Source organism: Microbacterium luteum, assembly GCF_015277875.1.
In the GTDB taxonomy this organism is placed as follows: Bacteria; Actinomycetota; Actinomycetes; order Actinomycetales; family Microbacteriaceae; genus Microbacterium; species Microbacterium luteum.
In genome coordinates, this window is record NZ_CP063814.1 from 381,478 (window position 1) to 405,389 (window position 23,912).

28 protein-coding genes are annotated in these 23,912 nt (G+C 67.0%); 15 read left to right on the forward strand and 13 right to left on the reverse strand.

Annotated elements, in window-relative coordinates:
- Position 1: 1 nt before the first annotated feature.
- From IM777_RS01840 to IM777_RS01870, 7 genes are all read right to left on the reverse strand, one after another.
- Entirely contained in the window at positions 2 to 1,180 is a 1,179-nt protein-coding gene (locus IM777_RS01840; protein WP_194384410.1) for an alpha/beta hydrolase family protein, read from the reverse strand.
- Between the two features lie 21 nt (positions 1,181 to 1,201).
- Positions 1,202 to 1,627: a nuclear transport factor 2 family protein gene (locus IM777_RS01845; RefSeq protein WP_194384411.1), complete on the reverse strand. Its 426-nt coding sequence runs from the start codon at positions 1,625 to 1,627 to the stop codon at positions 1,202 to 1,204.
- A gap of 8 nt (positions 1,628 to 1,635) precedes the next feature.
- Complete coding sequence (locus IM777_RS01850; protein WP_194384412.1) at positions 1,636 to 2,436, reverse strand: SDR family NAD(P)-dependent oxidoreductase; 801 nt, start codon at positions 2,434 to 2,436, stop codon at positions 1,636 to 1,638.
- Positions 2,433 to 2,849: a VOC family protein gene (locus IM777_RS01855; RefSeq protein WP_194384413.1), complete on the reverse strand. Its 417-nt coding sequence runs from the start codon at positions 2,847 to 2,849 to the stop codon at positions 2,433 to 2,435. The genes IM777_RS01850 and IM777_RS01855 overlap by 4 nt, the downstream gene beginning before the upstream one ends.
- Positions 2,850 to 2,862: 13 nt before the next feature.
- Complete coding sequence (locus IM777_RS01860) at positions 2,863 to 3,414, reverse strand: cupin domain-containing protein (RefSeq protein WP_194384414.1); 552 nt, start codon at positions 3,412 to 3,414, stop codon at positions 2,863 to 2,865.
- Positions 3,411 to 4,541 (reverse strand): FAD-dependent oxidoreductase, encoded by a 1,131-nt coding sequence (locus IM777_RS01865; protein ID WP_194384415.1) that lies wholly within the window; start codon positions 4,539 to 4,541, stop codon positions 3,411 to 3,413. The genes IM777_RS01860 and IM777_RS01865 overlap by 4 nt, the downstream gene beginning before the upstream one ends.
- A gap of 135 nt (positions 4,542 to 4,676) precedes the next feature.
- A complete protein-coding gene (locus IM777_RS01870; RefSeq protein WP_194384416.1) occupies positions 4,677 to 5,591 on the reverse strand; it encodes a LysR family transcriptional regulator in 915 nt (304 codons plus the stop codon).
- Positions 5,592 to 5,698: 107 nt separating this feature from the next.
- On the opposite strand from IM777_RS01870, the gene IM777_RS01875 reads away from it, so the two are divergent.
- From IM777_RS01875 to IM777_RS01890, 4 genes are read left to right on the forward strand one after another with little or no spacing between them, the layout of a single operon-like run.
- Positions 5,699 to 6,637, forward strand: coding sequence for a VOC family protein (locus tag IM777_RS01875; protein WP_228480905.1), 939 nt, complete (start codon positions 5,699 to 5,701; stop codon positions 6,635 to 6,637).
- Between the two features lie 50 nt (positions 6,638 to 6,687).
- Complete coding sequence (locus IM777_RS01880; RefSeq protein ID WP_228481187.1) at positions 6,688 to 7,908, forward strand: multidrug effflux MFS transporter; 1,221 nt, start codon at positions 6,688 to 6,690, stop codon at positions 7,906 to 7,908.
- A gap of 6 nt (positions 7,909 to 7,914) precedes the next feature.
- Positions 7,915 to 8,436, forward strand: coding sequence for an RpiB/LacA/LacB family sugar-phosphate isomerase (locus IM777_RS01885; RefSeq protein ID WP_194384418.1), 522 nt, complete (start codon positions 7,915 to 7,917; stop codon positions 8,434 to 8,436).
- A gap of 11 nt (positions 8,437 to 8,447) precedes the next feature.
- Positions 8,448 to 9,359: an NADP-dependent oxidoreductase gene (locus tag IM777_RS01890; protein WP_194384419.1), complete on the forward strand. Its 912-nt coding sequence runs from the start codon at positions 8,448 to 8,450 to the stop codon at positions 9,357 to 9,359.
- Between the two features lie 87 nt (positions 9,360 to 9,446).
- On the opposite strand, the gene IM777_RS01895 is transcribed toward IM777_RS01890, so the two are convergent.
- Positions 9,447 to 10,823: an NADP-dependent succinic semialdehyde dehydrogenase gene (locus tag IM777_RS01895; protein WP_194384420.1), complete on the reverse strand. Its 1,377-nt coding sequence runs from the start codon at positions 10,821 to 10,823 to the stop codon at positions 9,447 to 9,449.
- Positions 10,824 to 10,984: 161 nt separating this feature from the next.
- On the opposite strand from IM777_RS01895, the gene IM777_RS01900 reads away from it, so the two are divergent.
- The 3 genes from IM777_RS01900 to IM777_RS01910 are packed head-to-tail and all read left to right on the forward strand — an operon-like array spanning position 10,985 to position 13,694.
- Positions 10,985 to 11,662, forward strand: a complete 678-nt coding sequence (locus tag IM777_RS01900) for a GntR family transcriptional regulator (protein ID WP_194384421.1) — start codon at positions 10,985 to 10,987, stop codon at positions 11,660 to 11,662.
- A complete protein-coding gene (locus IM777_RS01905) occupies positions 11,652 to 12,659 on the forward strand; it encodes an ornithine cyclodeaminase family protein (protein WP_194384422.1) in 1,008 nt (335 codons plus the stop codon). Before IM777_RS01900 ends, IM777_RS01905 begins: the two co-directional genes overlap by 11 nt.
- Positions 12,660 to 12,674: 15 nt before the next feature.
- Entirely contained in the window at positions 12,675 to 13,694 is a 1,020-nt protein-coding gene (locus tag IM777_RS01910; RefSeq protein ID WP_194384423.1) for a dihydrodipicolinate synthase family protein, read from the forward strand.
- Between the two features lie 2 nt (positions 13,695 to 13,696).
- On the opposite strand, the gene IM777_RS01915 is transcribed toward IM777_RS01910, so the two are convergent.
- From IM777_RS01915 to IM777_RS01925, 3 genes are read right to left on the reverse strand one after another with little or no spacing between them, the layout of a single operon-like run.
- Positions 13,697 to 14,044 (reverse strand): type II toxin-antitoxin system PemK/MazF family toxin, encoded by a 348-nt coding sequence (locus tag IM777_RS01915; RefSeq protein ID WP_194384424.1) that lies wholly within the window; start codon positions 14,042 to 14,044, stop codon positions 13,697 to 13,699.
- Entirely contained in the window at positions 14,038 to 14,280 is a 243-nt protein-coding gene (locus tag IM777_RS01920; RefSeq protein ID WP_194384425.1) for a CopG family transcriptional regulator, read from the reverse strand. Before IM777_RS01920 ends, IM777_RS01915 begins: the two co-directional genes overlap by 7 nt.
- A 3-nt stretch (positions 14,281 to 14,283) precedes the next feature.
- The gene (locus tag IM777_RS01925) at positions 14,284 to 14,946 is read right to left on the reverse strand and encodes a TetR/AcrR family transcriptional regulator (protein ID WP_194384426.1); all 663 of its coding nucleotides are present in this window, start codon (positions 14,944 to 14,946) and stop codon (positions 14,284 to 14,286) included.
- Between the two features lie 142 nt (positions 14,947 to 15,088).
- Here IM777_RS01925 and IM777_RS01930 point away from each other — a divergent pair, with 142 nt between their 5' ends.
- The 7 genes from IM777_RS01930 to IM777_RS01960 all read left to right on the forward strand — a co-directional run bounded on the left by IM777_RS01930 (position 15,089) and on the right by IM777_RS01960 (position 21,427).
- Complete coding sequence (locus IM777_RS01930; RefSeq protein WP_194384427.1) at positions 15,089 to 16,612, forward strand: FAD-binding oxidoreductase; 1,524 nt, start codon at positions 15,089 to 15,091, stop codon at positions 16,610 to 16,612.
- A complete protein-coding gene (locus IM777_RS01935; protein ID WP_194384428.1) occupies positions 16,594 to 17,220 on the forward strand; it encodes an SDR family NAD(P)-dependent oxidoreductase in 627 nt (208 codons plus the stop codon). The genes IM777_RS01930 and IM777_RS01935 overlap by 19 nt, the downstream gene beginning before the upstream one ends.
- A gap of 89 nt (positions 17,221 to 17,309) precedes the next feature.
- Complete coding sequence (locus IM777_RS01940) at positions 17,310 to 18,077, forward strand: cyclase family protein (protein WP_194384429.1); 768 nt, start codon at positions 17,310 to 17,312, stop codon at positions 18,075 to 18,077.
- A gap of 1 nt (position 18,078) precedes the next feature.
- Positions 18,079 to 19,056 carry a fumarylacetoacetate hydrolase family protein gene (locus tag IM777_RS01945; RefSeq protein ID WP_194384430.1) on the forward strand — a complete coding sequence of 326 codons (978 nt, stop codon included), beginning with the start codon at positions 18,079 to 18,081 and terminating at the stop codon, positions 19,054 to 19,056.
- A gap of 114 nt (positions 19,057 to 19,170) precedes the next feature.
- On the forward strand, positions 19,171 to 19,464 hold the full coding sequence (locus IM777_RS01950) for a putative quinol monooxygenase (RefSeq protein WP_194384431.1): 294 nt from the start codon (positions 19,171 to 19,173) through the stop codon (positions 19,462 to 19,464).
- Positions 19,464 to 20,426: a fumarylacetoacetate hydrolase family protein gene (locus tag IM777_RS01955; RefSeq protein WP_194384432.1), complete on the forward strand. Its 963-nt coding sequence runs from the start codon at positions 19,464 to 19,466 to the stop codon at positions 20,424 to 20,426. Before IM777_RS01950 ends, IM777_RS01955 begins: the two co-directional genes overlap by 1 nt.
- A gap of 74 nt (positions 20,427 to 20,500) precedes the next feature.
- Positions 20,501 to 21,427, forward strand: a complete 927-nt coding sequence (locus IM777_RS01960) for a LysR family transcriptional regulator (protein WP_194384433.1) — start codon at positions 20,501 to 20,503, stop codon at positions 21,425 to 21,427.
- A 16-nt stretch (positions 21,428 to 21,443) separates the two neighbouring features.
- Here IM777_RS01960 and IM777_RS01965 read toward each other — a convergent pair whose 3' ends face one another.
- Complete coding sequence (locus IM777_RS01965; RefSeq protein ID WP_194384434.1) at positions 21,444 to 21,746, reverse strand: NIPSNAP family containing protein; 303 nt, start codon at positions 21,744 to 21,746, stop codon at positions 21,444 to 21,446.
- Positions 21,746 to 22,531, reverse strand: coding sequence for an SDR family NAD(P)-dependent oxidoreductase (locus IM777_RS01970; protein WP_194384435.1), 786 nt, complete (start codon positions 22,529 to 22,531; stop codon positions 21,746 to 21,748). Before IM777_RS01970 ends, IM777_RS01965 begins: the two co-directional genes overlap by 1 nt.
- Before the next feature lie 261 nt (positions 22,532 to 22,792).
- On the opposite strand from IM777_RS01970, the gene IM777_RS01975 reads away from it, so the two are divergent.
- Positions 22,793 to 23,908, forward strand: coding sequence for a sugar ABC transporter substrate-binding protein (locus tag IM777_RS01975; RefSeq protein ID WP_194384436.1), 1,116 nt, complete (start codon positions 22,793 to 22,795; stop codon positions 23,906 to 23,908).
- The last annotated feature ends 4 nt before the right edge of the window (positions 23,909 to 23,912 follow it).

The following is a 23,912-nucleotide window of genomic DNA, read 5'->3' on the forward strand; positions in this document are numbered from 1 at the left end:
CTCACGCGCCTTCGGCGAACGTCTCGGCCACCCAGTCGGCGATGATGCCGGCGACGTAGGGCATGTTGTCGATCGAGATGTGCTCCGTGCCGCCCTCGGGGTCGTCGAACAGCCGCAGTTCGCGCTTGGGACTGTTCACGGCCTCCTCGTAACTCTGGTGCGCGTACTTGACGTTGATCTGACGGTCTCCGACGCCGTGCGTGATCAGCACGGGCGCGGTGATCTCAGAGGCGACGCCGTTCAGGTGCATCCCCTTCGTCTTCTCGATGAAGTCGTCCATGTCGGTCGCCCCCCATACCCAGAAGACGTGGTCCCAATAGTGCGGCACGGGGTTCTCACCCTCGCGCTGACGGCGCCCCTCCTGGACTTCGGCCCAGTTGTGGTTGGCGCCCCAGGCGACGCCCAGCTTGAGCCGCTTCTCGAACGCGAGCGCGCGCGGCGCGTAGTAGCCGCCGAGCGACCAGCCGACGATGCCGATCTGCTCCGGGTCGATGCCCAGATCGGCCGTGTTCGCCTCGAGCCAGTCGATGATCGCGCCGGCCCACACCTCGGTGTCATGACGGGCGGTCAGACCGCGAAGGCGCAGCGCTTCGCCGGACCCGGGCGTATCGACCATGAGGGTCGATACGCCGCGCTCGGCGAGCATCTGCGGGAACTGCGAGTAGTACATCATCTCCTTGGTCGAATCCAGGCCGTTCCACTGGATGACGACGGGATGCGGGCCTTCTCCCCGGGCGCGATAGAAGTAGGCCGGCAGGGCGGAGTCCACGCCCTCGTCCGCCGGTGCGTAGGGGATGTCGACTGCGGTCAACGGCACGCTCGACAGCTCGACGTGCTTGAGCAGCAGGTCGATCGATTTCTGATATGCGGCGTTCCGTCCCTCCCATTTCGGCGACTGCAGCCGCTCGGCCTGCGACGTGTACAGCGATGCGCGGTAGTACGTCTCGCCCGCGCCGATGCGACGGCCGCGCGCCGCGTCGTCCTGTGCCTTCGCGATGAGCCGGTCCGCTACGGCCGACCACGACGCGTACAGCTCTTCGGTGCCGGCGTCGTCGCCGTTCTGAGATGCGAGCAGGACGGGCTTGCACGCCCGGTCGACCTCGTCGATGTAGCCGCCGTTGTTGAGCGTGGCGACCACCGACATGCTCCAGACGTAGTTGGTGGGGAAGTACATGAACATGGGGCTCCTCGGGGCTTGTGATCAGTGCGGGATGCCGAGTTCGGTGACGGTTCCGTCGACGCGGATGCTCGTAAACGAGTTGTATGCCACGAGGATGTCGGAGAATTTGTCTTCCGCGTTCAGCCGGTAGGAGATGACACCGCGGAATTCGAATCGGTCGCCGTGCACCACAGGGCCGAACAGGGAATCCGGATCGTCGCGATCGGCGGTGAAGTAGGTCACCATGCGGATCGCGACGTTCGCGTCTGAGCCGACGAAGTCGGTGGGTTCGAGCGCTTCAGTGAACGTGGGCCAGATCTTCGCGTAATGGTCCTTCATTCCCTGAACGCCGGTGTACTCCAGCGTGCCGTTCTTCACGTGCACGTCCTCGGCAAGGTAATCGTCGAAGGCGGTGTCGTCTCGCCGGTTGAATCGCGCGATGTAGTCGTTGAACCTCTGGTTGTCCATGTGTCCTCCTAGGACTGGTCTGCCTGCTGCTGGGGCCGGACGGCGTCCGACAGGAAAGTCGCCACTCCCGACAGGAGCTGGCCGCCGTCGACACCGACCTCGGCGCCGGTGACGTACGAGGCGGCATCCGAGAGCAGGAAGACCACGACGTTCGCGACCTCCTGCGGCTGTCCGCCCCGGTGCAGCGGAGAGACCGCGATGTTCGCATCGAGGAATGCGGAGGGCGCGCTCGCCGTCATCTCGGTGTGGATGTAGCCGGGGTGGACGAGATTGACCCGGATGCCGCGCGGGCCGAGCTCGGTCGCACACGAGTGCGAGAGCCCGCGGATCGCCCATTTGCTGGTCGTGTACGCAGCCGTGTAGTGGCCGGTCACACCGGCTGCCGACCCGATGTTGACGATCGAGGCGCCCTCGGGCATGAGGGGGAGCAGCGCCTGGATGCCGAGCATCGGACCGGTCACGTTGATCGCGAGCACCCGATCCCAGTCGCTGCGCACGACGTCGCCGATCCTCGTGCGCTGGGTGACCCCCGCGTTGTTGACGAGGCCCTTCACGCGGCGTCCGGCGAGGGATGCGGCGAGGGAGGCCCACTCGTCTTCGGACGTGACATCGAGGCGCCGGTACTCGACCGTGCCCGGCAGGTCTGCAGCGGATGCGAGCAGTTCGGGTGCAGCATCCCGGACGTCGGCGGCGATCACGTGTGCACCGTTGCGGGCGAGCAGCAGTGCTTCCTCGGCGCCCTGTCCGCCAGCACCCCCGGTCACGACGAACAGCTCACCCGAGAGGCCGGGAAGGGATACCTCGCTCACGCGCCCACCGGCCGATCGCGATCCACGAGCTCGATGAAGTTGCCCTCAGGATCGGTGAGGTACGCGAAGCGGACTCCGGGCTCCGGCGAAGGGGCTGGCGCGTTGATCACCCCAGCACCCGCGGCGACGAGCCGTTCGAACACGGATCCGATGTCGTCCACGCGGAAGCAGAGGTGGCCCCATCCCTGCGACAGCAACTCGTCAGGAGCCGACGCTGACGGCGGGCGGTGCGTCGAACCGTGACGTTCGAGCAGTTCGACGGCCACGCTATCCGGGCCGAGGAGGAACGCCCCGCGCAGCCCGAGCGCCTCCACGGCGAACGGGTTGGCGGACTCGAAGCCGAACGCCTTCTGGTACCAGGCGAGCTGGGCGTCGAGGTCGCCCACGGACAGCCCGATGTGATCGATGTGCATGCTGCGTCCCTTCTCAGTCGCGCGGTCCATGGCGCATGATGCCGTCCCGGACGTCGTCGGGAAGCACTCGGAGGACATCGTCCTGGTAGTCGCCGCCGACGAGGATGAACGCGACTCGCGCCATCACGTCGCCTCGATTCGCCCATGCGTGGTCGGTGCCGCGCTGGACGACGATGTCTCCCGCCCGAGCGGTGACTTCGCTGTCGTCGAGGATGAGCGTGATCTCGCCCTCGAGGATGACGCCGTAGTCGATCGATTCAGTCCGGTGCACGGGCGACTGCAGCCCGCGATCATCGAGATGACCGGGAAGGAACTCGTTGATGCGGATACGCGTGCCGTGCGTCGGCGGCGGTACGGTGACGGCTCCCGCCGTCGGATCCTCCGGGCCGGCGTGGATCTCGGCGGGCGCCGTCTGCGTCAGCCACACCTCGTGGAACGTCACGCCGTCATCGGGGAGCTCCTTGGTGACCGGCACCGGGCCATCGCTGATGACGACGGATACGCCGTGCTCATCGTGGCCTGTGACGATGCGCCGCGGTACGCGGAACGCGTTGGCGGCGTTCACGGCGCGGCCACCAGGGCGAGAAGCGATTCGTTCATGACCCGCCCGGGGTCGGAATCCGGTGAACCGGGGTTCTGCTCCCAATGCGCGAGCTGCAGCGATGCGTCGACGACACCCTTCACCCGCGGCACACGCCGGTCGTGGAACTCGGTGAGTTGCGTCTCCAGGTCGCCGTCCTCGGTGATGTGCTCGGCGAGCAGCAGTGCGTCTTCGAGGCACAGCGCCGCACCCTGTGCGATCAGCGGTGGCACGGCATGCACGGCTTCGCCGAGGGCCAGCACGCGCCCGCGGTGCCACGGGCCCTCGACGAAGATCCACTCGATCTCTTGGAAGTTCAGGAATGTTTTCTCATCGATCGACTCCCGCAACCAGTCGAAGTCGCCGTGGAAGTTCTGCATCAAGCGGCGGACCTCTTGCCAGCCGGGCAGGCCGTTGTCGACCCGCTGCGGTCGGCACAGCACGAACACGTAGCACTGGGTGTCGCTCACCGGCGTGTATCCCACCTTGTAGGCGCCGCCGTCGTCAGAGTCGGGGAAGGCGATGCCGCCGAGCATCTCCGGCTTGCGATCGGTGACCGCGCGCCAGATGCCCAGCCCGCTGGGTGCGCGATCCTCGACGATGCCGAGCTTGGCGCGGGTCTGCGACTTGATGCCCTCGGCGACGATGATGAGGTCCCACGTCTCGGTGGTGCCATCGCTGAGCAGTGACGTCGCCGACTCGGCGCTGTTCTCGAACGAGGATAGCTCCGTGCCGAGACGGATCTCGACGCCGAGCTCCTCGGCCTTCGCGACGAGGGTCTCGTGGATGTCAGGGCGCAGCGCTCCGATGGTCGGGGGCAGATCGTCACCTCCGGTGCGCGGCGTGTTCAGGTGGGCCATGGTTCGCCCGTCCGCGAAGTACAGCGTCACACCGTCGTCTTCAGGAAAACCCTTGGCGAGCACATCGTCCAGAACTCCGATCTCTCGGAACACCCGCAGCGCGTTCCCCTGGATCGTCAGCCCATGGCCGACCCGCGCCCAGGCGGGTGCCTTGTCCACGAGCGTCACCTGCACGTTGCGCTGCGCCAGGGCGATTGCCGCGGTCAGGCCGGTGAATCCTCCACCGACGATGAGCACCTTGTCGACCGACATCGTTGCCACTCTCCTCACAGATGCCTCTTCACATCCATCGGGCGACGGTTCGCGCCCTCACATCCTGTGAGTCGACGCTAAAGGGGTGCTGCGACTCGCCGCCACACGGCGGTGACGATGCCTGCTATCGCGGAGTCAGGCGGAGACCGCGTCGGAGCGGACGACCTCGGCCACGAGCCGGCGGAACCAGGTGTGGGCGGCGTCGTGCGTGTGGGCCGGATGCCACCACAGCCGCTCGATCAGTTCGACCAGCGGGAATGGCGTGGGCACCGCGACCGTTGCGGTGGGGCCGCCGACGCGATCGACGAGCCGGCTCGGCACGACGCCGATGAGGTCGGTGCCGGAGACGATGAGCGGGATCGAGAGCAGGGTCGACGTGGTGACCCGAACGTTGGTGAGCAGATCCAGCTCGCGGATGCGCCGCTCCACGGGCGTTACGTGCGCGCGGCCGAAGTCGCAGCGGATGTGCGGGCTGCGCAGGAAATCGTCGATCGAGATCGCGCCGCCTGAGATCACGGGATTCGCGCGGTCCGCGATCACCACATAGTGGTCGCGGAAGAGTTCGATGCTCTCCGCTTCGATGCCGATCCCCGGCACCGCGACGATGAAATCGTGACCGAGGAGGTCGCGATCGGCATCGGTCGGCTCGGTCGGCAGACGTTGTAGATCGAATGAGACTCCTCCTGCGGCGGCCGCTGCGATGCCGAAGAGGGGGCGCAGCTCGATCGACGCGTAGTCGGTCATCTGGATGCTGAACCGGCGACGCGTGATCTCCGGATGGAACCGCTCCTCCTTGTTGAGGGCCTGCGCGATGAGGGGGAGCGTCAGCTGCACCTGCGGCAGGATCTGCCGAGCCAGAGGCGTGAGCTCGTAATCGCGGCCGATGCGGACCAGCAGTTCGTCCTGGAACACCGCACGGAGCCGGGAGAGCGCTGATGACATCGTCGATTGCCCCATGCCGATGCGCTCACCGGCGCGCGTCACGTTCGCCTCTTCGAGAAGAGCCCGAAGGGCGACGAGAAGGTTCAGATCGGGTTCGCCGCCTGCCACATGATGCATGGTATTCGGTTCGCGGCGTGGTCGTGTCCCTGAGGCGGACGTACTCTCGGGGAATCGCGTCGCTTCGGGCGCGTCCTATCGTCTCTGAGGAAAGGTCGATGATGACTGAGCGACTGGTCTCTCATCTGCGTTACGCGGCACTGGCCGTGCCCAACTTCGAAGAGGAGAAGAACTTCTTCATCAAGCACTGGGGACTCACCGCCGTGCAGAGCGAGGAGGGCGTCGTCCACCTCGCAGCCGAGGGCTCTCCGGAACCGTTCATCCTGCGGTTGCGCGATGACGAGAAGCGCATCGACCTCGTCGGCTTCGCCACGAAGAACCGCGAAGACCTGCACAAGCTCGCCGCGAGACTGCACGACGAGAACGTGCAGTTCGTCCACGAACCGCAGGAGCTGACTCAGCCCGGGGGCGGCTACGGGTTCCGCGTCTTCGACGGCGACGGGCGTGTGCTGGAGTTCTCCACGGACTACGATCTGCGTGAATCCCGCAAGATCCGTGAGCGCGAACCCATCCCTGTGAAGCTCTCGCACGTGGTGTTCAATTCCGGTGATCTGAACACCAGCACGCAGTGGTACATCGATCATCTCGACTTCACGATCTCCGACTCGCTCGTGCGACCGGACGGCGTCGATCTGATGCACTTCCTCCGCTGCAATCGCAATCATCATTCGATCGCTATCGCGCAGGGCCCGCACCACTCCCTGCATCACCTCTCGTTCGAGATGCGCGGCATCGAGGAGTGGATGCGCGGCTCGGGCAAGATCCTCCGCGCCGGAACCCGCATGATCTGGGGTCCCGGCCGGCACAATGCCGGCGACAACACCTTCGCCTACTTCCTGTCCCCGGCCGGCAACACGATCGAGTACACCACCGAATTGGCGGTTCTCGACGAGGACACCTGGCACCCCTCGCGGATGGATACCAGCCAGCTCTCCACTCAGGATCAGTGGGGGACGGCGGCGGAGATGAGCGAACTCGTAGCCCGTGAATCGTTCAACGACATCGACAAGGGTCTGTTCGTCGCACCGCCCCTCTGAGCGGCGACGAGCGATACGCGATCGTGGTGAGTGAGACATCGGCGCCGGCAGTGCTGAGGAGTGGGCGAGGCCTGTCTGCAGGGCTCCTGCTGGCTGTCGGTACGCTGGCGATGCTCGGGCCCCTATCGACGGATGTCTTCCTGCCCGCGTTGCCGACCATCGCCCGAGAATTCGGCGAACCGGCAGACCGCGCTCAGCTCGCGCTCAGCGCGGTGACGATCGGCATGGCCGTCGGCCAATTGTTCTCGGGCCCGATCTCGGATGCCGTAGGGCGCCGTCACCCTCTGCTGGCAGGCAGCGCGGCGATGGCGCTTTTCGCGTCGGCCTGTGCGCTTGCGCCGCAACTGTGGCTGCTGATCCTGGGTTGCTTCCTCATGGGCTGCGGCGCGGCGACCGGCTCCACGGTGGGACGCGCCGTGATCTCGGATATCGCCGTCGGGCGCGAACTGACGCGGGGCTTCGCGTTGCTGGGCACGCTGATGGCAGTGGGGCCCGTTGTCGCCCCGGTCGCCGGTGTGCTGCTCATGGCGCTCTGGGGCTGGCGGGGGATCTTCGTCGGCGTCGCGATCGTCGCAGCGCTGACGTTCATCGCTTTGATCGTCGCCGTTCCGGAGTCGCTTCCTGCTGAGCGCCGGGTGCGGGGAGGACTCCGCGCCGTGCCGCGGTCGGTCGCGACCGCCGCGCGATCCCGAGCATTCTGGTGCGGAGCCGTCACGGTGTGGGCCGCGTTCGCCGCCAGCTTCGGCTACATCGCAGCAGCGTCGCACGTGCTGCAGACCGGTCTGGGCTTCTCGCCCGCCGGCTTCGCCATCACGTTCGCCGTGAACGGGGTCGGTCTGATTCTCAGCGGTCTGGTCACGGCGCGTCTGTCCGGCAGATGGAGCGACCACCGCATACTCGGGTTGGGTCTGTCCGTGCTCTCCATCGGCGCGATCCTCGTCGCCATCGCCGGCTTCGGCGGAGTCCGATTGGTCTGGTTGATCCTGCCAGGATTCTTCTGCTTGGCCGTCGCCTGCGGGCTCTACATCGGCCCTGCGCTCGCGGTCGCCGTCCAGGGGCTGCGTGCCGTCGCCGGAACCGCACTCGCGCTCGTCGGGGCCATTCAGTTCGTCGTGGCGGGCATCGTCGCCCCGCTGGTCGTCCTCGGCGGCGGGAGCGATCTGGTGCCGCTGGCCGCTGTGGTCGTCCTGGGCACCGTCGTGGCGTGGGCGGGGTGGCTGCTGTTCCGCCCCGCGCCGCAGCAAATCATCACCGAATCAACGAGGAGTTGAGGAATCATGACACGCATCCACCTCGCCGCCGATCATGGCGGCCACGAACTCGGCCGCGCACTGCACCAGCGTGCCGAGGCCGCAGGCTTCGACGTCGTCTGGCACGGAGCCGACGAGGTTGATCCCGGTGACGACTACCCGGTGTACGCCATCCGCGTCGGACGAGCGGTGATCGACGATCAGGATGCCGGCACCGACGCCTTCGCCGTCCTCGTCGTCGAGGAGCCCGCCGCCGGCGTCGTCGCGGCGAACAAGGTCAACGGCGCGCGCGCGGTTCCCGCCACGACGCCCAACGTGGCGATCTCCACGCGCAGCATCCTCGACGCCAACGTCCTCGTGCTGGGCGGAGACGCCTACGAGCAGTCCGCGTGGCTCACGACGTACGCCTTCGTCACGACGGGGCTCGCCCACGTCGTCGATCACGGCCGGCGGATCCTGCAGATCGAGGAGTACGAGAACTCCGGGACCATCGAAGGCTGGGCAGTGCAGCTGGAGCCGGAGCAGATCGCTCGGCAGTACAGCGAGTGAAGGTTGACAGCATGAGGGCAGTGAAATATCAGCGGACCGGAGGGCCGGAGGTGCTTAGCCTGGTCGAGGTTCCGAATCCGGAACCCGGCGCGGGCGAAGTCGTCGTTCGGGTGCGGGCTGCCGGCCTGAACCCGTTCGATGCGAAGCTCCGCAGCGGGTTCATCCCCTCCGATGCGCCGTTCCCGCGTCGCATCGGTTCGGATGTCGCGGGGTTCGTGGTGTCGACGGGGGCGGACGCGCAGTACTGGGATGGTACGCCGGTCTCGGTCGGCGACGATGTGCTGGGCCGCGCTGCGGGCTCCGTCGCGGAGCTGGCCGTCGCGAAGGCGTCCGATCTCGCCCGGTGCCCGGCCGGCTTGCAGGTGGAAGCGGCCGGCGGGCTCAATGTCGCCGGTCTCACCGCCGTCTCGGTTCTGGCGACAGTTCCTGTCGGCGCCGGTGACACAGTGCTGGTCGGCGGCGCAGCCGGTGCGGTCGGACTGGTCGTCGCGCAGCTCGCCGTCCGGGCGGGCGCGAGGGTGATCGGAACGGCGTCCGAGCGCAACCACGGGCTGCTGCGATCTGTCGGCGTGGAATCGGTATCCTACGGCGACGGGCTCGCCGACCGCGTGCGAGCGCTGGGGTCGGTCACCGTCGTCTACGACTGCCACGGACGTGACGCGCTCGACGCCGGCGTGGAGCTCGTGGTGCCCGTCGAACGGATGGTCGCCATCGCCGCGTATGACGCCATCGAAGAACTGGGCGTGCAGAACGTGGAGCGCGAAGCGCGCACAGCGAGCAACCTGGCCCGTCTCGCCGAAGACATCGCAGCGGGTCGCCTCGTCTTCCCCGTCGCCCGCACGTTCACGCTCGACGAGGCTGTTCCGGCGTTCCAGGCGTTGGAGTCCGCGCACGCTCCGGGCAAGATCGTCATCACCCCCTGAGATCCGACCCGGAGGATCCGAAGAGTCGCGCCGGGACAGCGAGCATCTCGACTGTCCCGGCGCGACTCTCGTGCTGAGCCGGAGCTCTCAGGCCTTCCACACCGTCTTGAGGTTGCAGAACTCGCGGATGCCGGCTGCGGCGAGCTCGCGGCCGACACCGGAGTCCTTCACCCCGCCGAAGGGAAGCTCGGGATATGAGGCCGTCATGCCGTTGACGAACACGGCGCCGGCGTCGAGGTTCGTCACGAACCACTCCTCCTCATCGGCGTCGTTCGTCCATACGGACGAGCTCAGACCAAACGTCGTGCCGTTGGCCAGGCGCAGCGCGTCCTCCCGGCTCTCCGCACGGTAGACGGATGCCACCGGACCGAACGCCTCCTCGAGGTAGAGCCGCATCTCGGGTGTGATCCCGGCGAGCACGGTCGGCTCGTAGAACCATCCGTCGTGCTCGGGCACACGGCCACCGGCGAGCACCTGTGCACCCTTGCCGACGGCATCCTGCACCTGCTCCGCCAGCTCGTCGCGCCCGGATGCGGTCGCCACCGGGCCGACGTCGATCGACTCGTCGAACGGATCGCCCACCTTCAGCGCCGCTACCTTCTCGGCGAACCGCCGCGTGAACTCGTCGTAGACGTCGGCGTGCACGATGAAGCGCTTCGCGGCGATGCACGACTGGCCGTTGTTCTGATTGCGCGCGGTGACCGCGACGGTGGCGGCGCGCTCGATGTCGGCGCTGGCCAGAACGACGAAGGGGTCCGAGCCGCCGAGCTCCAGTACCACGTGTTTGACCTCGGAGCCGGCGATCGAGGCCAGCGACCGGCCGGCCGGCTCCGAGCCGGTCAGCGTGGTCGCCTTGACTCGCGGGTCGCGCAGCACGCCCTCGACGCGGGATGCGGGGATGAGCAGCGTGTGGAACGCGCCGACGGGGAACCCGGCGCGCTCGAACAGCGTGTCGAGGTACAGGGCGGCCTGGGGGACGTTCGACGCGTGCTTGAGCAGACCCGTGTTGCCGGCCATCAGCGCGGGGCCGGCGAAACGCAGCACCTGCCACAGGGGGTAGTTCCAGGGCATGACGGCCAGCACGATCCCGATCGGCGCATAGCGCGTGCCGGCGACCGAGGCGCCGACTGCGGAGGGGTCGGCGAGCGGCTCGGGGGAGAGGAACTCTTCGGCGTGGTCGGCGTAGTAGCGCAGGCCCTTGGCGGACTTGAGCACCTCGGCGCGGGCGGCCTTGATGGGCCGGCCCATCTCCAGGGTGATGAGGCGTCCGAGTTCGTCGACGTCGTCTTCGAGGAGCTGCGCCGCTGCGAGCATCCACTCGGACCGCTGCGCGAACGTGGTGCTCCGCAGCGCCTCGAAAGCGTCCTGCGCCGCGGCGATGCGGCGCTCCACCTCTTCTTCGGAATGGGCGTCGAACGTCTGCTCGGTCTTACCGGTGAAGGGATTGATCGTCGCGATGGCCATGGGATGCTCCTCTTCGAGTGAACGGGCGTCTCGGTGAGCGTACGCCGCAGCGGCGTGCCCGATCCATCGCGGATGTCGATGACTGGCATGGCTCGGACAGGCTGGTTCGACATTTGATATTCGATCAACATGGGGCCATGACCGCATTGCAGCCCCGACGGATGACTGACCAAGTCGTCCGTGTCCTCCGCGACCGGATCGTGTCCGGTGATCTCGCCGCCGGTGCACGCGTCGAGATCAACGAGCTGTGCGCGGAGCTCGGCGTCAGCCCGACGCCGGTGCGGGAGGCGATCCTGCAGCTCGAGGCACTCGGACTGGTCACCCGCCAGCCGTACCGCGGCACCGTCGTCACCGGAATCGACCCGAACCGCCTCGAGGAGATCACCGCGCTGCGGATCGACCTCGAGGGCCGTGCCGCACTCCTCGGAGTGCCGCGGCTCAGCGACGACGACATCGAGCGCATGCGACGGATCCACAGCCGGATCCTCGAGCGACCGCACTCGGACGCCGAGTCGTTCAACACGCTGAACCGCCAGTTCCACGCCGTGATCTACAACGCCGCCGATTCGCCGACCCTGTCGCGCCTGATCGCGGTCCTTCAGGACGAAGCCGACCGCATCCGCATGCACGTCGATGTGAACGACGGAACCGCCGAGGCTTTCCACGCCGAGATCCTCGAAGCGTGTGCACGACGCGACGCCTCCGCGGCCTGCGACGCCACGCGCCGGCACCTGTGGGAGAGCTGCATCGCGATGCGCGGCGGAGACCGAACCCTGCCCAACGGCCTCCTCGCGGATGTCGTCGCCGAGACCCGGATGGAGATCCCCCATGACCGATGACGGATTCCGAGCAGAACCCGCGACGCTGTTCCTCACGGACGAGGATGTCGCAGCGCTCGCCGACTGGGACCACGTGATCGCCGCGCTGCGCGAGGCGTACACGCGCGAGGATGTGCCATCGTCAACACCGGAACGCGCCGTCGCCACGACCGCCGCAGGCTGGCAGCGGGTCATGCCCTCCGCCCCTCCCGGCGCCAAGTTCGCCGGATCGAAGACGATCGCCGCGTCGATGCGCAACGGGCTGGCGAGCTACCTCATCACGCTCTTCGACCAGCAGGACTCGCGTCTGGCGGCCCTGATCGACGGCAACCGCATCACGGGCCTGCGCACAGCCGCAACAGCCGCCGCGGCACTGACCGCGCTGCTTCCCGCCCGGCCGATCACCGTCGCGGTCGTCGGATCGGGATTCGAAGCCCGGGCTCAGTTGCGCGCCGCATCGCGCATCGCGGAGATCACGGCGGCGCGGGTTTCGAGTCCGACGCCCGCCAACCGCGAGCGGTTCGCCGCAGAGCTGAGCGAAGAGCTCGGCATCGACGTCATCGCGGTGGGCTCCGCCCGCGAAGCGGTTGAGGGCGCCGATCTGGTTCTGGCGGCGGCACGCTCACGCGACGAGACGCCCACCGTGATGTCCGAATGGGTGGCCGACGATGCCACCGTCGTCTCGGTGGGGTCCACCACGCCCTCGCAGCGCGAGCTCGATCCCGCGCTCATCGGCCGAGCCGGCTTCATCGTCGCCGACGCCCTCGCGGAGGTGCTGCACGACAGCGGAGACATGATCGTGGCGCGCGAAGCGGGCTTCGACCCGGATGCCGTCACCATCTCGTTGCACGACCTGCTGGGCGGGCGAGCGACCAGGCCTCCGCAGGGCATCGCGATCTACAAGTCCACCGGCAGCGGCTTCCAGGACATCGTCCTGGCCGAGCTGCTGTACGACCTCGCCGTCGAACAGGGGCGTGGCACGCCGCTGCCCGTCGGCATCCTGACCATCCGCAAGTGACACGAAAGAGAGACCATGGCTGAGTACACGAGAGCAGAGGCCCGCGACTGGGCGCGTGAGCGCCTCGTCGGAGCGGTGAACTGCACGATTCCGTCCTTCACGACCGACCTCACCGCCATCAATGAGAAGGGCATCCGCCATGACGTACGGCTCGCCAAGGAGCACGGCTTCCTCGGATCCCTCGCCGTCTCCGAGGTGAACATCACCCTGCCCGAGTACCTCGACTTCATGGAGATCATGAAGGACGAGGCGAAGGGCGACGTCGTGATCGTGCACCACGGCAGCTGGAGCACGCTCGAGCAGAACATCGAGGCGGTCAAGGGCGCCGAGGCGGCCGGCGCCGAGCTCGTGCTGCTGTCGTACCCGCCGAACTTCTACCCGCAGTCCGAGCAGGAGATCTACGACTACACCAAGGCCGTTTGCGATGCGACGAACCTCGCCGTGATCCTGTTCCCCATGTTCCTGTGGGGCTTCAGCAGCCGCATCCATCCGTCCGACATCCCCGCGCGTCTCATCCGCCGGATGCTGGACGACATCCCCAACATCGCGGTCATCAAGGCCGAGGGCGGATTCCCGAGCATCATGGGCATCGTCGAGGCTCATCGCCTCTTCGGCGAGGAGGTCGTCATCTCCTGCCCGATCGAGGGCGAGCTGCTCCCGCTCGGACAGCTCATTCCGCTGCAGCTGTCGGCCACCAGCGACCACGAGTTCTGGGGACCGACGATCCCCGAGGCGATGCGTCTGCTGCAGGCGGGCAAATTCGACGAGGTGACCGAGCTGTACTGGAAGATGCACCCGGCTCGCAAGGCGAAGGGCGCCATGGCGCAGCAGCTCAACGGCGGGCATTTCATCGACCGACAGCTGTGGAAGTTCCAGGGATGGCTGCGCGGCTACAACGGGGGCCCGCTGCGGCTGCCGACGCAACGCATCCACGACGCTCAGATGAACACGCTCAAGCAGGGGCTGCTCGCGTCGGGATTCGAGCCGACGACGGATCCTTTCAGCGAGTTCTTCGTCGGACGCAACCCGGCCTGAGCTCACACGCCCAGCACGAGCCGGATGCCCGTCGCGATCTCCTTCAGCAGATAGGCGGGCACCCGGCCCGCCGGGTACGGATCGATGAACTGTCGGCTCACCGGGCCGACCTGGGAGACCACGGCCACCGAATGCTTCTCCAGCCCGGACGCTTCGGCGGGAAGCAGGACGTTGCCGGGGAATGCCTCCAACGCGACGTTCGACGTCAACGGCACGACGACGGCAGTGGCGATCGTCGACGCCAGCAGCCAATCCTCCTGAACGACGACCGCCGGGCGCGCCTTGGCAGGTTCCGATCCTCGGGGGTGACCGAAATCGACCCAGACGACATCGCCGCGCGCGATCACCATTCGGTATCCGCGATGGTGCGCTCCGAGGCCCGCAGGAAGTCCTCGTCTGCGACCGGTTGCCCGCTGCGACCGATGACAGCGTCGGCGATCGCGGTGAGCTCGCTTTCCCCTTCCAGCGCATCGGCGAGTTTGTGGGCTGCGAGGCGGTAGAACTCCGACCGGTTCATGCCATGCTTTCGCGCAGTGCGTTCGAAGCGCTCGAAGTCGCCGTCGGGGACGGAGATGGCTGTCTTCATACATCAAGTATGAAGGGTTATACCTGATCGATCAAGCCTGCGTTCGAGCAGCAGCGCTCGTACGGCGATGTCCTGAAGGTCGGTGATGAATCGCTCATCGTCGACCTCGGGGCCGATGTCGAGAGCGCGCCGGTGGGCGACGCGCGACATCAGCGCGGCGAACACCACGCGAAAACATGCGTCGATGCGCTCAGGCGACGCATCGCGAAGGTGTTCCGGATGCCGCAGCACCAGTTCACGGAACCGGGCGGCGACTTCCATGCGCGCCGTTCGCGTAATCCGGGCGACTTCGTCGTCGTCCTCGGCGCGCAGCACGATGGTGCGCAGGAAGAGATCGTTGGCGAGGGAGGTCGTCGCGATCGCGAGCACGGCTGTGCGGATGGCGTCCTCGGGTGAGTCCGAGTTTCCTGCGGAGGCCAGCGCCTCGCCCTGCTGGCGGCGGATCGGTTCGAACCCGTGCTCGAAGACGGCGGCGAACAGCACCTCTTTGTTGCGCGCACGAGCGTAAATCGTCGGTGCGCTCACATGCGCGCGGGCGCAGATCGCGGCAATCGTGAAGCCCGCATACCCATGCTCCTCGAGGATCTCGACGCCGGCGTCGAGGATGCGCTCCCACGCGAGGTGCGTGCGCTCCTGCTGCGGGGGGCGCAGATCGTCGACGGGCATGACTCAACGATAGTCAGCCGGCGACGGCCCCCGGCGGACGATACCTCGCATCGGAGATGTGGTGTTGCCCCCACGGGCAGGCGGGTGTCGGATGAACCATAACGAACACTATGGTTTTGCCACCAAGCCTCGAAGGAGAGAGATGACTACGGCGACCCCGGACTTCCTGCCCGTTGTCCGTACCGAAACTGATTCACGCGCTGTACAGGCGGCGCTGGCAGAGATCGCCGGAGTCGTCGGCGTCGACCAGGTGATGACCGGCGACGGCGGCGAGTTCCGCGACCCGTACCAACCCCTGGACTGGGACGCGTTCGCCGCGGCCGGCGTGGTGTTCCCCCGCAGCAGCGAGCACGTGCAGAACATCGTGGGCATCGCCGCTCGCCACGGCGTACCGCTGTGGGCGCAGGGGCAGGGGCGCAACAACGGCTACGGGGGAGCCGCGCCACGGGTCTCGGGCGGCATCACCGTGAACTTCCGCCGGATGAACCGCGTGATCGAGATCGACACCGAGCTCGGGGTGGCGCTCATCGAGCCGGGAGCGAGTTTCCAAGACATCTACGATGCGATCGAGGCCGCCGGCGCCGAGCTCATGGTGAGCGTTCCCGACATCGGCTGGGGATCGATGGGCGGAAACCAGCAGGACAACGGACTGACCTATCTGCCGTATGGCAAGGACTGGCGGAACATCTGCGGTCTGGAGGTCGTCACCGCGGACGGCGAACTGCTGCGAACCGGAATGGGCGCGATGGAGGGCAACGCCAGCTGGAACCTCTACCGGCGCAGCCTCGGCCCGACCATCGAGCCGCTGTTCTTCCAGGGCAACTTCGGGATCGTCACGAAGCTCGGGGTGTGGTTGATGCCGAAGCCCGAGGCCATCACCCACGTGCACGTCGATGTGGCGCGCGACGAGGATCTCATCCCGCTCGTCGACGCACTCAGGCGCCTGCGTCTGGACGGGACGATCGACGGCGTGCCCTGCATCCTCAACACCCTGCTGATCGCCAGCACCATCGCGCCGCGCGAGCACTGGTACGCGCCGACTGACGGCGTGATCCCCGACGAGGTGATCGATGAGATCGCTGCGAAGATCGGCATCGGCCGCTGGCACCTGCGCTTCGCGCTGTACGACGACCCGGAGATCGCGCAGATCAAGCTCCGCAAGGCCATCGAGGCATTCGGGGCGATCCCCGGCGCCGTGATCCGGCATACCACGACCGGCCGCGACGAGTGGGCGGACCTGCCCGACCCGTCCGACCGGGTCTACGCGGGTGTGCCGAACCTGGACTGGAACACGATGGCCGGATGGCGCGGCGGCCATCACGGCGGGCACATGAGCTTCGCACCTGTGGCGCCTCTGTCGGGTCGGCAGGTGTACGACATGCAGATGTGGCTAAAGGCGCAGTTCGAACGCAACGGCCTCGATCACACGGCTGACCTCATCATCATCAATGAGCGCTCACTGTGCAGCGTCGCCGGCATCACCTTCGACATCGACGATGTCGAAGCGACGGCCGACGGCTACCGGGTCATGCAGGAGCTCGTCCGCGAGGGCGGGAAGATCGGCTACGGCGAGTACCGAGCGCACCTGCACTTCATGGATCTGGCGCAGGAGCAATACGGCTACAACTGCGCGCGGACGGACTCGTCGTGGCGAGTCTGGACGTGATCGAACCCGAAGGCCCCCGAGAAGGGACCATCGACCTGATCTGCGACATCACCGATCCGTCGGCCGTAGCATCCGCCATCGAGCGGGTGCGCGCCGAGGCCGGCCCGGTGTCGATCGTCGTGCACTGCGCGGCGTATCAGGTGATCTCTCCGTTCGGGCGGCTCGATCCCGAGTCGTGGGCGCGCACGTTCCGCGTGAACGTCGACGGCGCATTCAACGTCGTCCGTGCAGCACTGACCGACATGCAGGACGCAGGCTGGGGACGAATCGTGATGATCACGTCGTCGAGCCAGTTCGCCCCGCCGCCGGGGATGACGCACTACATAGCCAGCAAGGGCGCACTCACCGGCATGGTGCGTGCGTTGGCGACCGAACTCGGGCCCGATGGCATCACGGTGAACGCCGTCGCCCCTGGTCTGACGGCGACGAAGCATGCGCTGCACGACGTGCCGCCGGAGCACTTCGAGACGGTGCGGTCGCGTCAGGCTGTTCCGCGCACCGGCGAGCCGAGCGACATCGCCGCCGTCGTCTCGTTCGCAGCCTCCGACGACGCGGCCTTCATGACGGGGCAGACGCTCCTCGTGGACGGCGGCGAGAGCCGGATCTAGTGTTCGCCGATGCCAAGCATCCGCGCCGCCCGGTGTCGCGAAGACACCGGACGGCGAAGGATGGTGACACGCTGAGCGAAGGAGCCTGCATGCGCATCATCGATCTGTCGATGCCGTTGGACGACGTTATCCCCGTAGACCCGCCGTTCCTGCGGCCGAAGATCGAATACAAGGATCACATCGCCGGCCTCGCCGACATGCACGCCATGTACGGCATCCGACCCGATCAACTGCCCGACGGGCAGGGGCTCGCCGCTGAGACCGTCACCATCACCACGCACGCCGGAACCCATGTGGATGCCCCGTGGCACTATCACCCCACCATGAACGGCGGGGAGAAGGCATGGACGATCGACGAAGTGCCGCTGGACTGGTTCTACCGGCCCGGGGTCAAGCTCGACCTGCGCCACCTCCCGAACGGACACCTCGTGACACCGGCCGACATCGATGAGGCTCTCGAGCGCGCCGGCCATGAGCTGGCGCCGTTCGACATCGTGCTGATGCACACCGTTGCCTCTGCGGCGTATGGGCGCGACGACTACATCGACACCGGCATCGGCTTCGGCCGTGAGGCGACGCTGCACCTCACCGACCGCGGGATCCGAGTCGTCGGGACCGACGCCTGGGGCTGGGATCTGCCCGTCTCGATCAACCGGAAGCTGTTCGAGGAGACCGGGGATCCATCGATCGTGTGGGAGGGGCACAAGGCCGGAACAGACGTCGGCTACTGCCAGATCGAGAAGCTGCAGAACCTCGAAGACCTTCCGGATGCCGGCTTCACCGTGGCGTGCTTTCCCACTAAGGTGCGCGGCGCCTCCGCCGGCTGGACTCGCGCCGTCGCGATCGTGGAGGACTGACGTGCGTATCGCGCGATGGGAGCACGGCGGTGCGGCCGCGGAGGGAATCGTGCACGAGGACCGCGTCATCGCGTTCCCTGATGGCGTGACCACGGCAGGGCTGCTGGCCGCCGGACTGCATGCCGCACTGACGGTCGGGGAGCAGTTGGTCGACGTTTCCGAAGCCGACGAACCGCGGCTGGCGGATGTGACAATACTCGCACCACTCGACCCGCGGGCCATCCGGGACTTCGTGGCGTTCGAGGAGCATGTGGAAGGTGTCGCCGTGTCGGTCGACGGCCGCGGCGGGGTCCCTGCGGCGTGGTACCGGTACCCCACGTTCTACTTCACCAACCCGCACTCTGTTCTGGGGCCCGACGAGTTCGTTACTCCGCCGACTACGCAAGCGCTGGACTTCGAACTCGAGGTCGCCGCCGTCATCGGGTCTCCTCCACGGGACGGCTCGAATCTGACGGCTGAGGAGGGCGCCGACGCCATCTTCGGCTACACGATCATGAACGACTGGTCGGCGCGCGATGTGCAGTCCCGCGAGATGGAGGTGCGCCTGGGACCCGCCAAGGGCAAGGACTTCGGGACAGCCCTCGGGCCCTGGATCGTGACGGCTGACGAGGTCGCCGATCTCATCGATGACGAGGGCTTCCTCGGGCTCGAACTGGAAGCGCGCATCAACGGGGAGCGGATCGGACACGATCTGCTGTCGAACATGGGGTGGCCGTTCGGCGAGCTGGTGGCCTATGCCTCGCGCAACACCCGTGTCGTGCCGGGAGATGTACTGGGCTCCGGCACATCGGGCAACGGCGGATGCCTGGGCGAGCTGTGGGGACGCGCGGGCGAGCGTACACCGCCGCCGCTCATCGAAGGCGACGAAGTCACCCTGATCGTCGAGCGCCTGGGAGAGCTGCGCGGCCGGGTCGGTGCGGTCCGCGACGTGCCGGAAATCCCGCCGGCGCGCCTGCGGAGCCGTGCTCGCAGGCGATGACACCGCGCCGCCGATAGCAGGCATCGCTTCTTCTCACTGGTCGGGTGATCGCAGCATCCGTACCGTGAGAGAAGCCGGGAACACCCGACGACGATGTTGAGAGAGGAACCCCTGATGGCCTTCGTATGCAGCGCAACTTGGATCGCCAAGCCCGGAGAGGAGGAGACCGTCCGCGACGCCCTCGAGAAGCTCTCGCCGGCGTCCCGCGAAGAAACCGGCAACCGCTACTACCAGGCGTACCAGAGCCCGGACGAGCCGAACGTCTTCCGCATCTTCGAGGTCTATGACGACGAGGCCGCGTTCAAGGCCCATGGCACCTACCCGCATTTCGAGCAGTGGGCGCTCGGCCAGGCCATCCCGGCGCTGGAGACTCGTCAGCGCGACTTCTACGAGACGCTCGACTTCTGATGCCCCGCTACGCCCGCTACATCGAGCATGGGATCGTGCACACCGGCACGGTCCGCCATGATCGGGTGCACGACCTGCCACTGGATGCCGACATCCTCGCCTTGCTGCAGGCGCCGCAGGCGCAGCGCAACGACGTGTTGCTCCGCGGTGGCAAGCAGCAGCGCAAGCACGTCTCCGAGACGACGCTGCTGCCCCCGGTCGAGCCGCGGGCGATGCGCGACTTCCTGGTCTTCGAGGCGCACATCGCCGGAATGAAGAAGAATGAGCCGGGCGACGGCACGGTGCCGGAGCAGTGGTATGAGGCGCCGGCGTTCCTGTTCATGAACCCCTGGTCGGTCGTGCCGACGGGGGCCGACGTTCCGATGCCCCCATTCACGCAGAAGCTCGACTTCGAACTCGAAGTCGCGATGATCGTGAAGAACACCGTCCGTGACGTGCCCCTGGAAGAAGCGCACGAGCACATCGCCGGCTTCTGCATCCTGAACGACTGGTCGGCCCGCGACATGCAGGGCAACGAGATGCGCGTCGGCCTCGGCCCCAACAAGGGCAAGGACTTCGCCAATACCCTGGGTCCGTGGCTCACGACGCCCGATGAGCTCGAGCAGTACCGCGAGGGCGATCGCTACGCCCTGGAGATGAGCGTGGCGATCAACGGTGAGGTCATCGGAACCGACAACCTGCGCAACATGTCGTGGTCGTTCGAGGAGATGCTCGTGCACGCCTCACGCGACGCCTGGGTCGGCGCGGGCGATGTGCTCGCCACAGGGACGGCCTCTCAAGGTGCGCTCTCGGAGCGCTGGGCCCGGAATGGAGCTCTTACGCCTCCGCCGCTGCAGGTCGGTGACGTCGTCACGATGACGGTGGAGGGTCTGGGAACCATCGAGAACCGGATCGTGGAGCAGGCCAGCCCGGCATACACCGTTCCGCGAGCACGGCGTACGTACGGACCCGATCGGCTGTAACCGACGACCCCTGGGGCGGGGCGGATCCGCTCGGATATGCTGTGGGTGATGCGCAAAGGAGCGGAACTCACGGCATGGATGATCTTCGCGGTATCGACATCAACCTGGTCGTCGTGCTCGACGCCGTGCTCACCGAACGCAGTCTCACCCGCGCGGGAGAATCGATCGGCCTCACCCAGCCGGCGGTCAGCGGAGCGGTCGCCAAGCTGCGCACCATCATCGGCGACCAGCTGCTGATCCGCAGTGGCCGCACGTTCGAGCTCACCGATAAGGCCCGTGAGCTGCAGCCGGTCGTGCGCGAAGCCGTCGAGGAAGTGGGGCGCACGTTCAACGTGCGACCTGCTTTCGACCCGGCGACCAGCGACCGGCAGTTCCGGATCTCGGCGTCCGACTATGCGCTGTCGGTCATGACCGCTCCGCTACTGGCGGTGCTCCAGGAGGAAGCGCCCGGCATATCCGTCGAGTTCGACCCGCTCAACCACGTCGGCCCGGTGGATCTGCTGCGCAAGGATGTCGTCGTCGCCTCGTCCGACCGCACCGTGCCGGGCAAGCATCAGTCCCTGTTCTCCGACACGTTCGTCTGCCTCGTGCGTCGCGGGCATCCGAACCTCGTGGACGAAGCGCTGACCCTGGACGACCTGAACACGCTGCCGTATGTCGATGTGACCTTCGCGGACGAAGTCCCGATGGTCGTCCGCGACGCATTAATGAGCGCGGGGGTCACCCCGTTCACCGCCATGAGCGTGTCGGGGTTCCTGCCGGTGCCCTTCATGATCGCGGGCACCGACCGCTACGGCTTCGTCCCCGAGCGCATCGCCGAGCTGTACGCCGATGAGCTCGGTCTCACGATTGCTCGGACGCCGGTGTCACCGCCGACCTTGGTCGAGGTCGTCTATTGGCATCCGTCGAAGAATGACGATCCGGCGCTGCGGTGGCTCGTCGGCATCCTACGTATGACGGCCGAGCGCGTCGAATTTGCCTCCGACCCCGTCGACGTCTGAGTTGCACCGGTCCCGCTCATCGCACCCGCTGGGGGAACCCGACGGAAGCGCGGCGCAACGGCGGGGCGACGGCGATCGCAGCCTCTCTCTCGGGATCCGCTTCGTAGACGGCATCGGCGCGCCGGAAGTCCGCTACGCCGCCGGGATACGAGATCGCCCACGTGAATGTTTCACGATCACGATCGAGATACGCCCACTCTATGGTGAAGCCGGCCCGCTCCCGCAGAGCGGGGATGTGCGACGACCACCAGGAGAGGAACTGCTCCGACGTTCCTTCAGCGAGGTCGTAGTGCCGCAGCATCAACGAGCGCTCGGTCATCAGTCGCTCACCAGCGTTCCGCCGTCGACGACGAGATTCTGACCTGTCGTGAAACCACCCGCCGCCGAGGCCAGGTACAACACGGTGCCGGCCACGTGGCTCGGGTCTCCGAAGCGCTTCATCGGAGTCTTGGCCAGACGCGCTTCCCGCCCCGGGCCCTCTGTGATCGGCTTGGCAAAATCGGTGGCGATGACGCCGGGTGAGATGGCGTTCACCCGCACTCCGTGTTCGCCCCACTGCACGGCCAGATTGCGAGCGAGCTGTGCGCTCGCCGCCTTCGTGATGCCGTACAGGCCGATGTGCGAGTTGCCGCGGAGACCGGAAAGGCTCGACATGATGACGAATGATCCGCTGCCGCGTTCGGCCATCTGTGGGATCGTGAGATTCGCCAGACGCAGCGCGCTTCGCACATGGATGTCCATCATGCGATCGAGTTGATCGTCTGTGCTCGTCGTGTGCGGACCGGTGTCGAGGGCGGCTCCGGCGTTGCACACCACGGTGTCAATGCGACCGTGTTCTGCGAGGGTGTGGGTGACTAGTGCCTCGAGCTGCGCAGGGGACGTCACATCGCAGGCGAACCCTTCGATTGAGAGCCCGGCGGCTGCACGATCGGCGGCGACCTGCTCGGGACGCTCTGACACCAGCCCGCTGAGAATCGTCCGCGCCCCGGCAGAGGCGAGCAGCTCCGCTGTCGCGAGCCCAAGACCGGAGGTCGCACCGGTGACCAGGGCGACGGTCCCGTCGAGGGAGAAGAGTTCGCCTGCAGACGGAGTCGTCGTTGTCATGGTCTTTACGGTAGGGGTGCCGCGTCCTGGTCCGCACCGTGTGCGCACGATGCCAGGCATCGATCAACCGTGCGGATCGGTCGTATGCGGTCCGTCGATGGTTTCCATCGTCGCGCCGCTATGGTCAGTTCAGGGCCCGCCGTCTTGAATGAAGCACATGGCTCCCGCACCGGAGCCTTGCGGCAGCGCGGCCGACCCGAGTCAAGCGATGCCGCCTAACCCAGGAGGCAAGTTGTGATCAAGGCAAGAACAGCGACATCGGTGTCAGCGCTTCTTCTCGCAGCACTCGTCATCTCCGGTTGCAGCAGCGACACGGAGACCCCGAACACCGGCGGCGGCAGCGGCGACATCAGCGCCGAGGCGCAGGCTGCGCTCGACCGTGCGTACGAGGGCGTCGGATCCGACCTTTCGGGCCTCGAGCCGGTCACTGTCCCGGACGATCTCAGCGTGTACGTGATGTCGTGCGGCGAGCAGCTCGCCACCTGTCACCAGCCCGCTGCAGCCGTCGTCGAAGGCGCGGAGGCCGCGGGGTGGAGCGGTCAGATCGTGGACGGGAAGCTGAGTCCCGAGGGATTCGCAACCGCGATCCGACAGGCAGTAGCCGGCGGAGCGGACGTGCTCGTGCCGATCGGCATCAGTTGCAGCGCTGCTGCCGCGGCCTTCAAGGAGGCGGCCGATGCCGGGGTTACCATCATCGGCGGTGGCGGTGTGGACGACTGCGACCCGGCGGTCTGGGATTCGGAGCGGCTCTGGCTGGCGGATGCCCCGCAGACGGGCTTCTTCGGCGTCTTCGGCGAACTAATGGCCGATTACGCGTACGGCAAGAATCCCGACGGCGTCAAGGCGATCGTGATCAACAGCACGACGAACGCGTGGGGGCCGTGGATCACGCAGGGATTCGAAGACCAGCTCGCCGAGCTGGACGGTGGCGAGGTTCTCGACACGATCGACGTGTCCGACCCGGAGACCGCCGACAACTCGTACCTGCAGAAGGTGACCAGCGCGCTCCTGGCCAACCCCGACGCCAACACACTGATCGTTCCGACGGATAGCTATCTCGAGACGGGCCTCGCCGCCGCCGTCGATCAGGCCGGATTCGCCGACCAGCTCACCGTGATCGGCGCCTTCGGCGGCGATGGTGCGATCGACATGATTCGCAGTGGACAGCCCGGCATCACCGCTACGGTCGCGATGGGCAACTCCTGGCAGGGATGGGGTTCGATCGATACCGCCATCCGCGTCCTCAATGGTCAGGATGTCGCCTACATCGGACAGTCCGTCCAGGTCGTCGATGCCGACAACAACCTGCCAGAGTCGGGCTCGTACGAGGGGTCGATCGACTTCCGTACCAAGTTCCTCGAGGCGTGGGGCAAGTGACGTC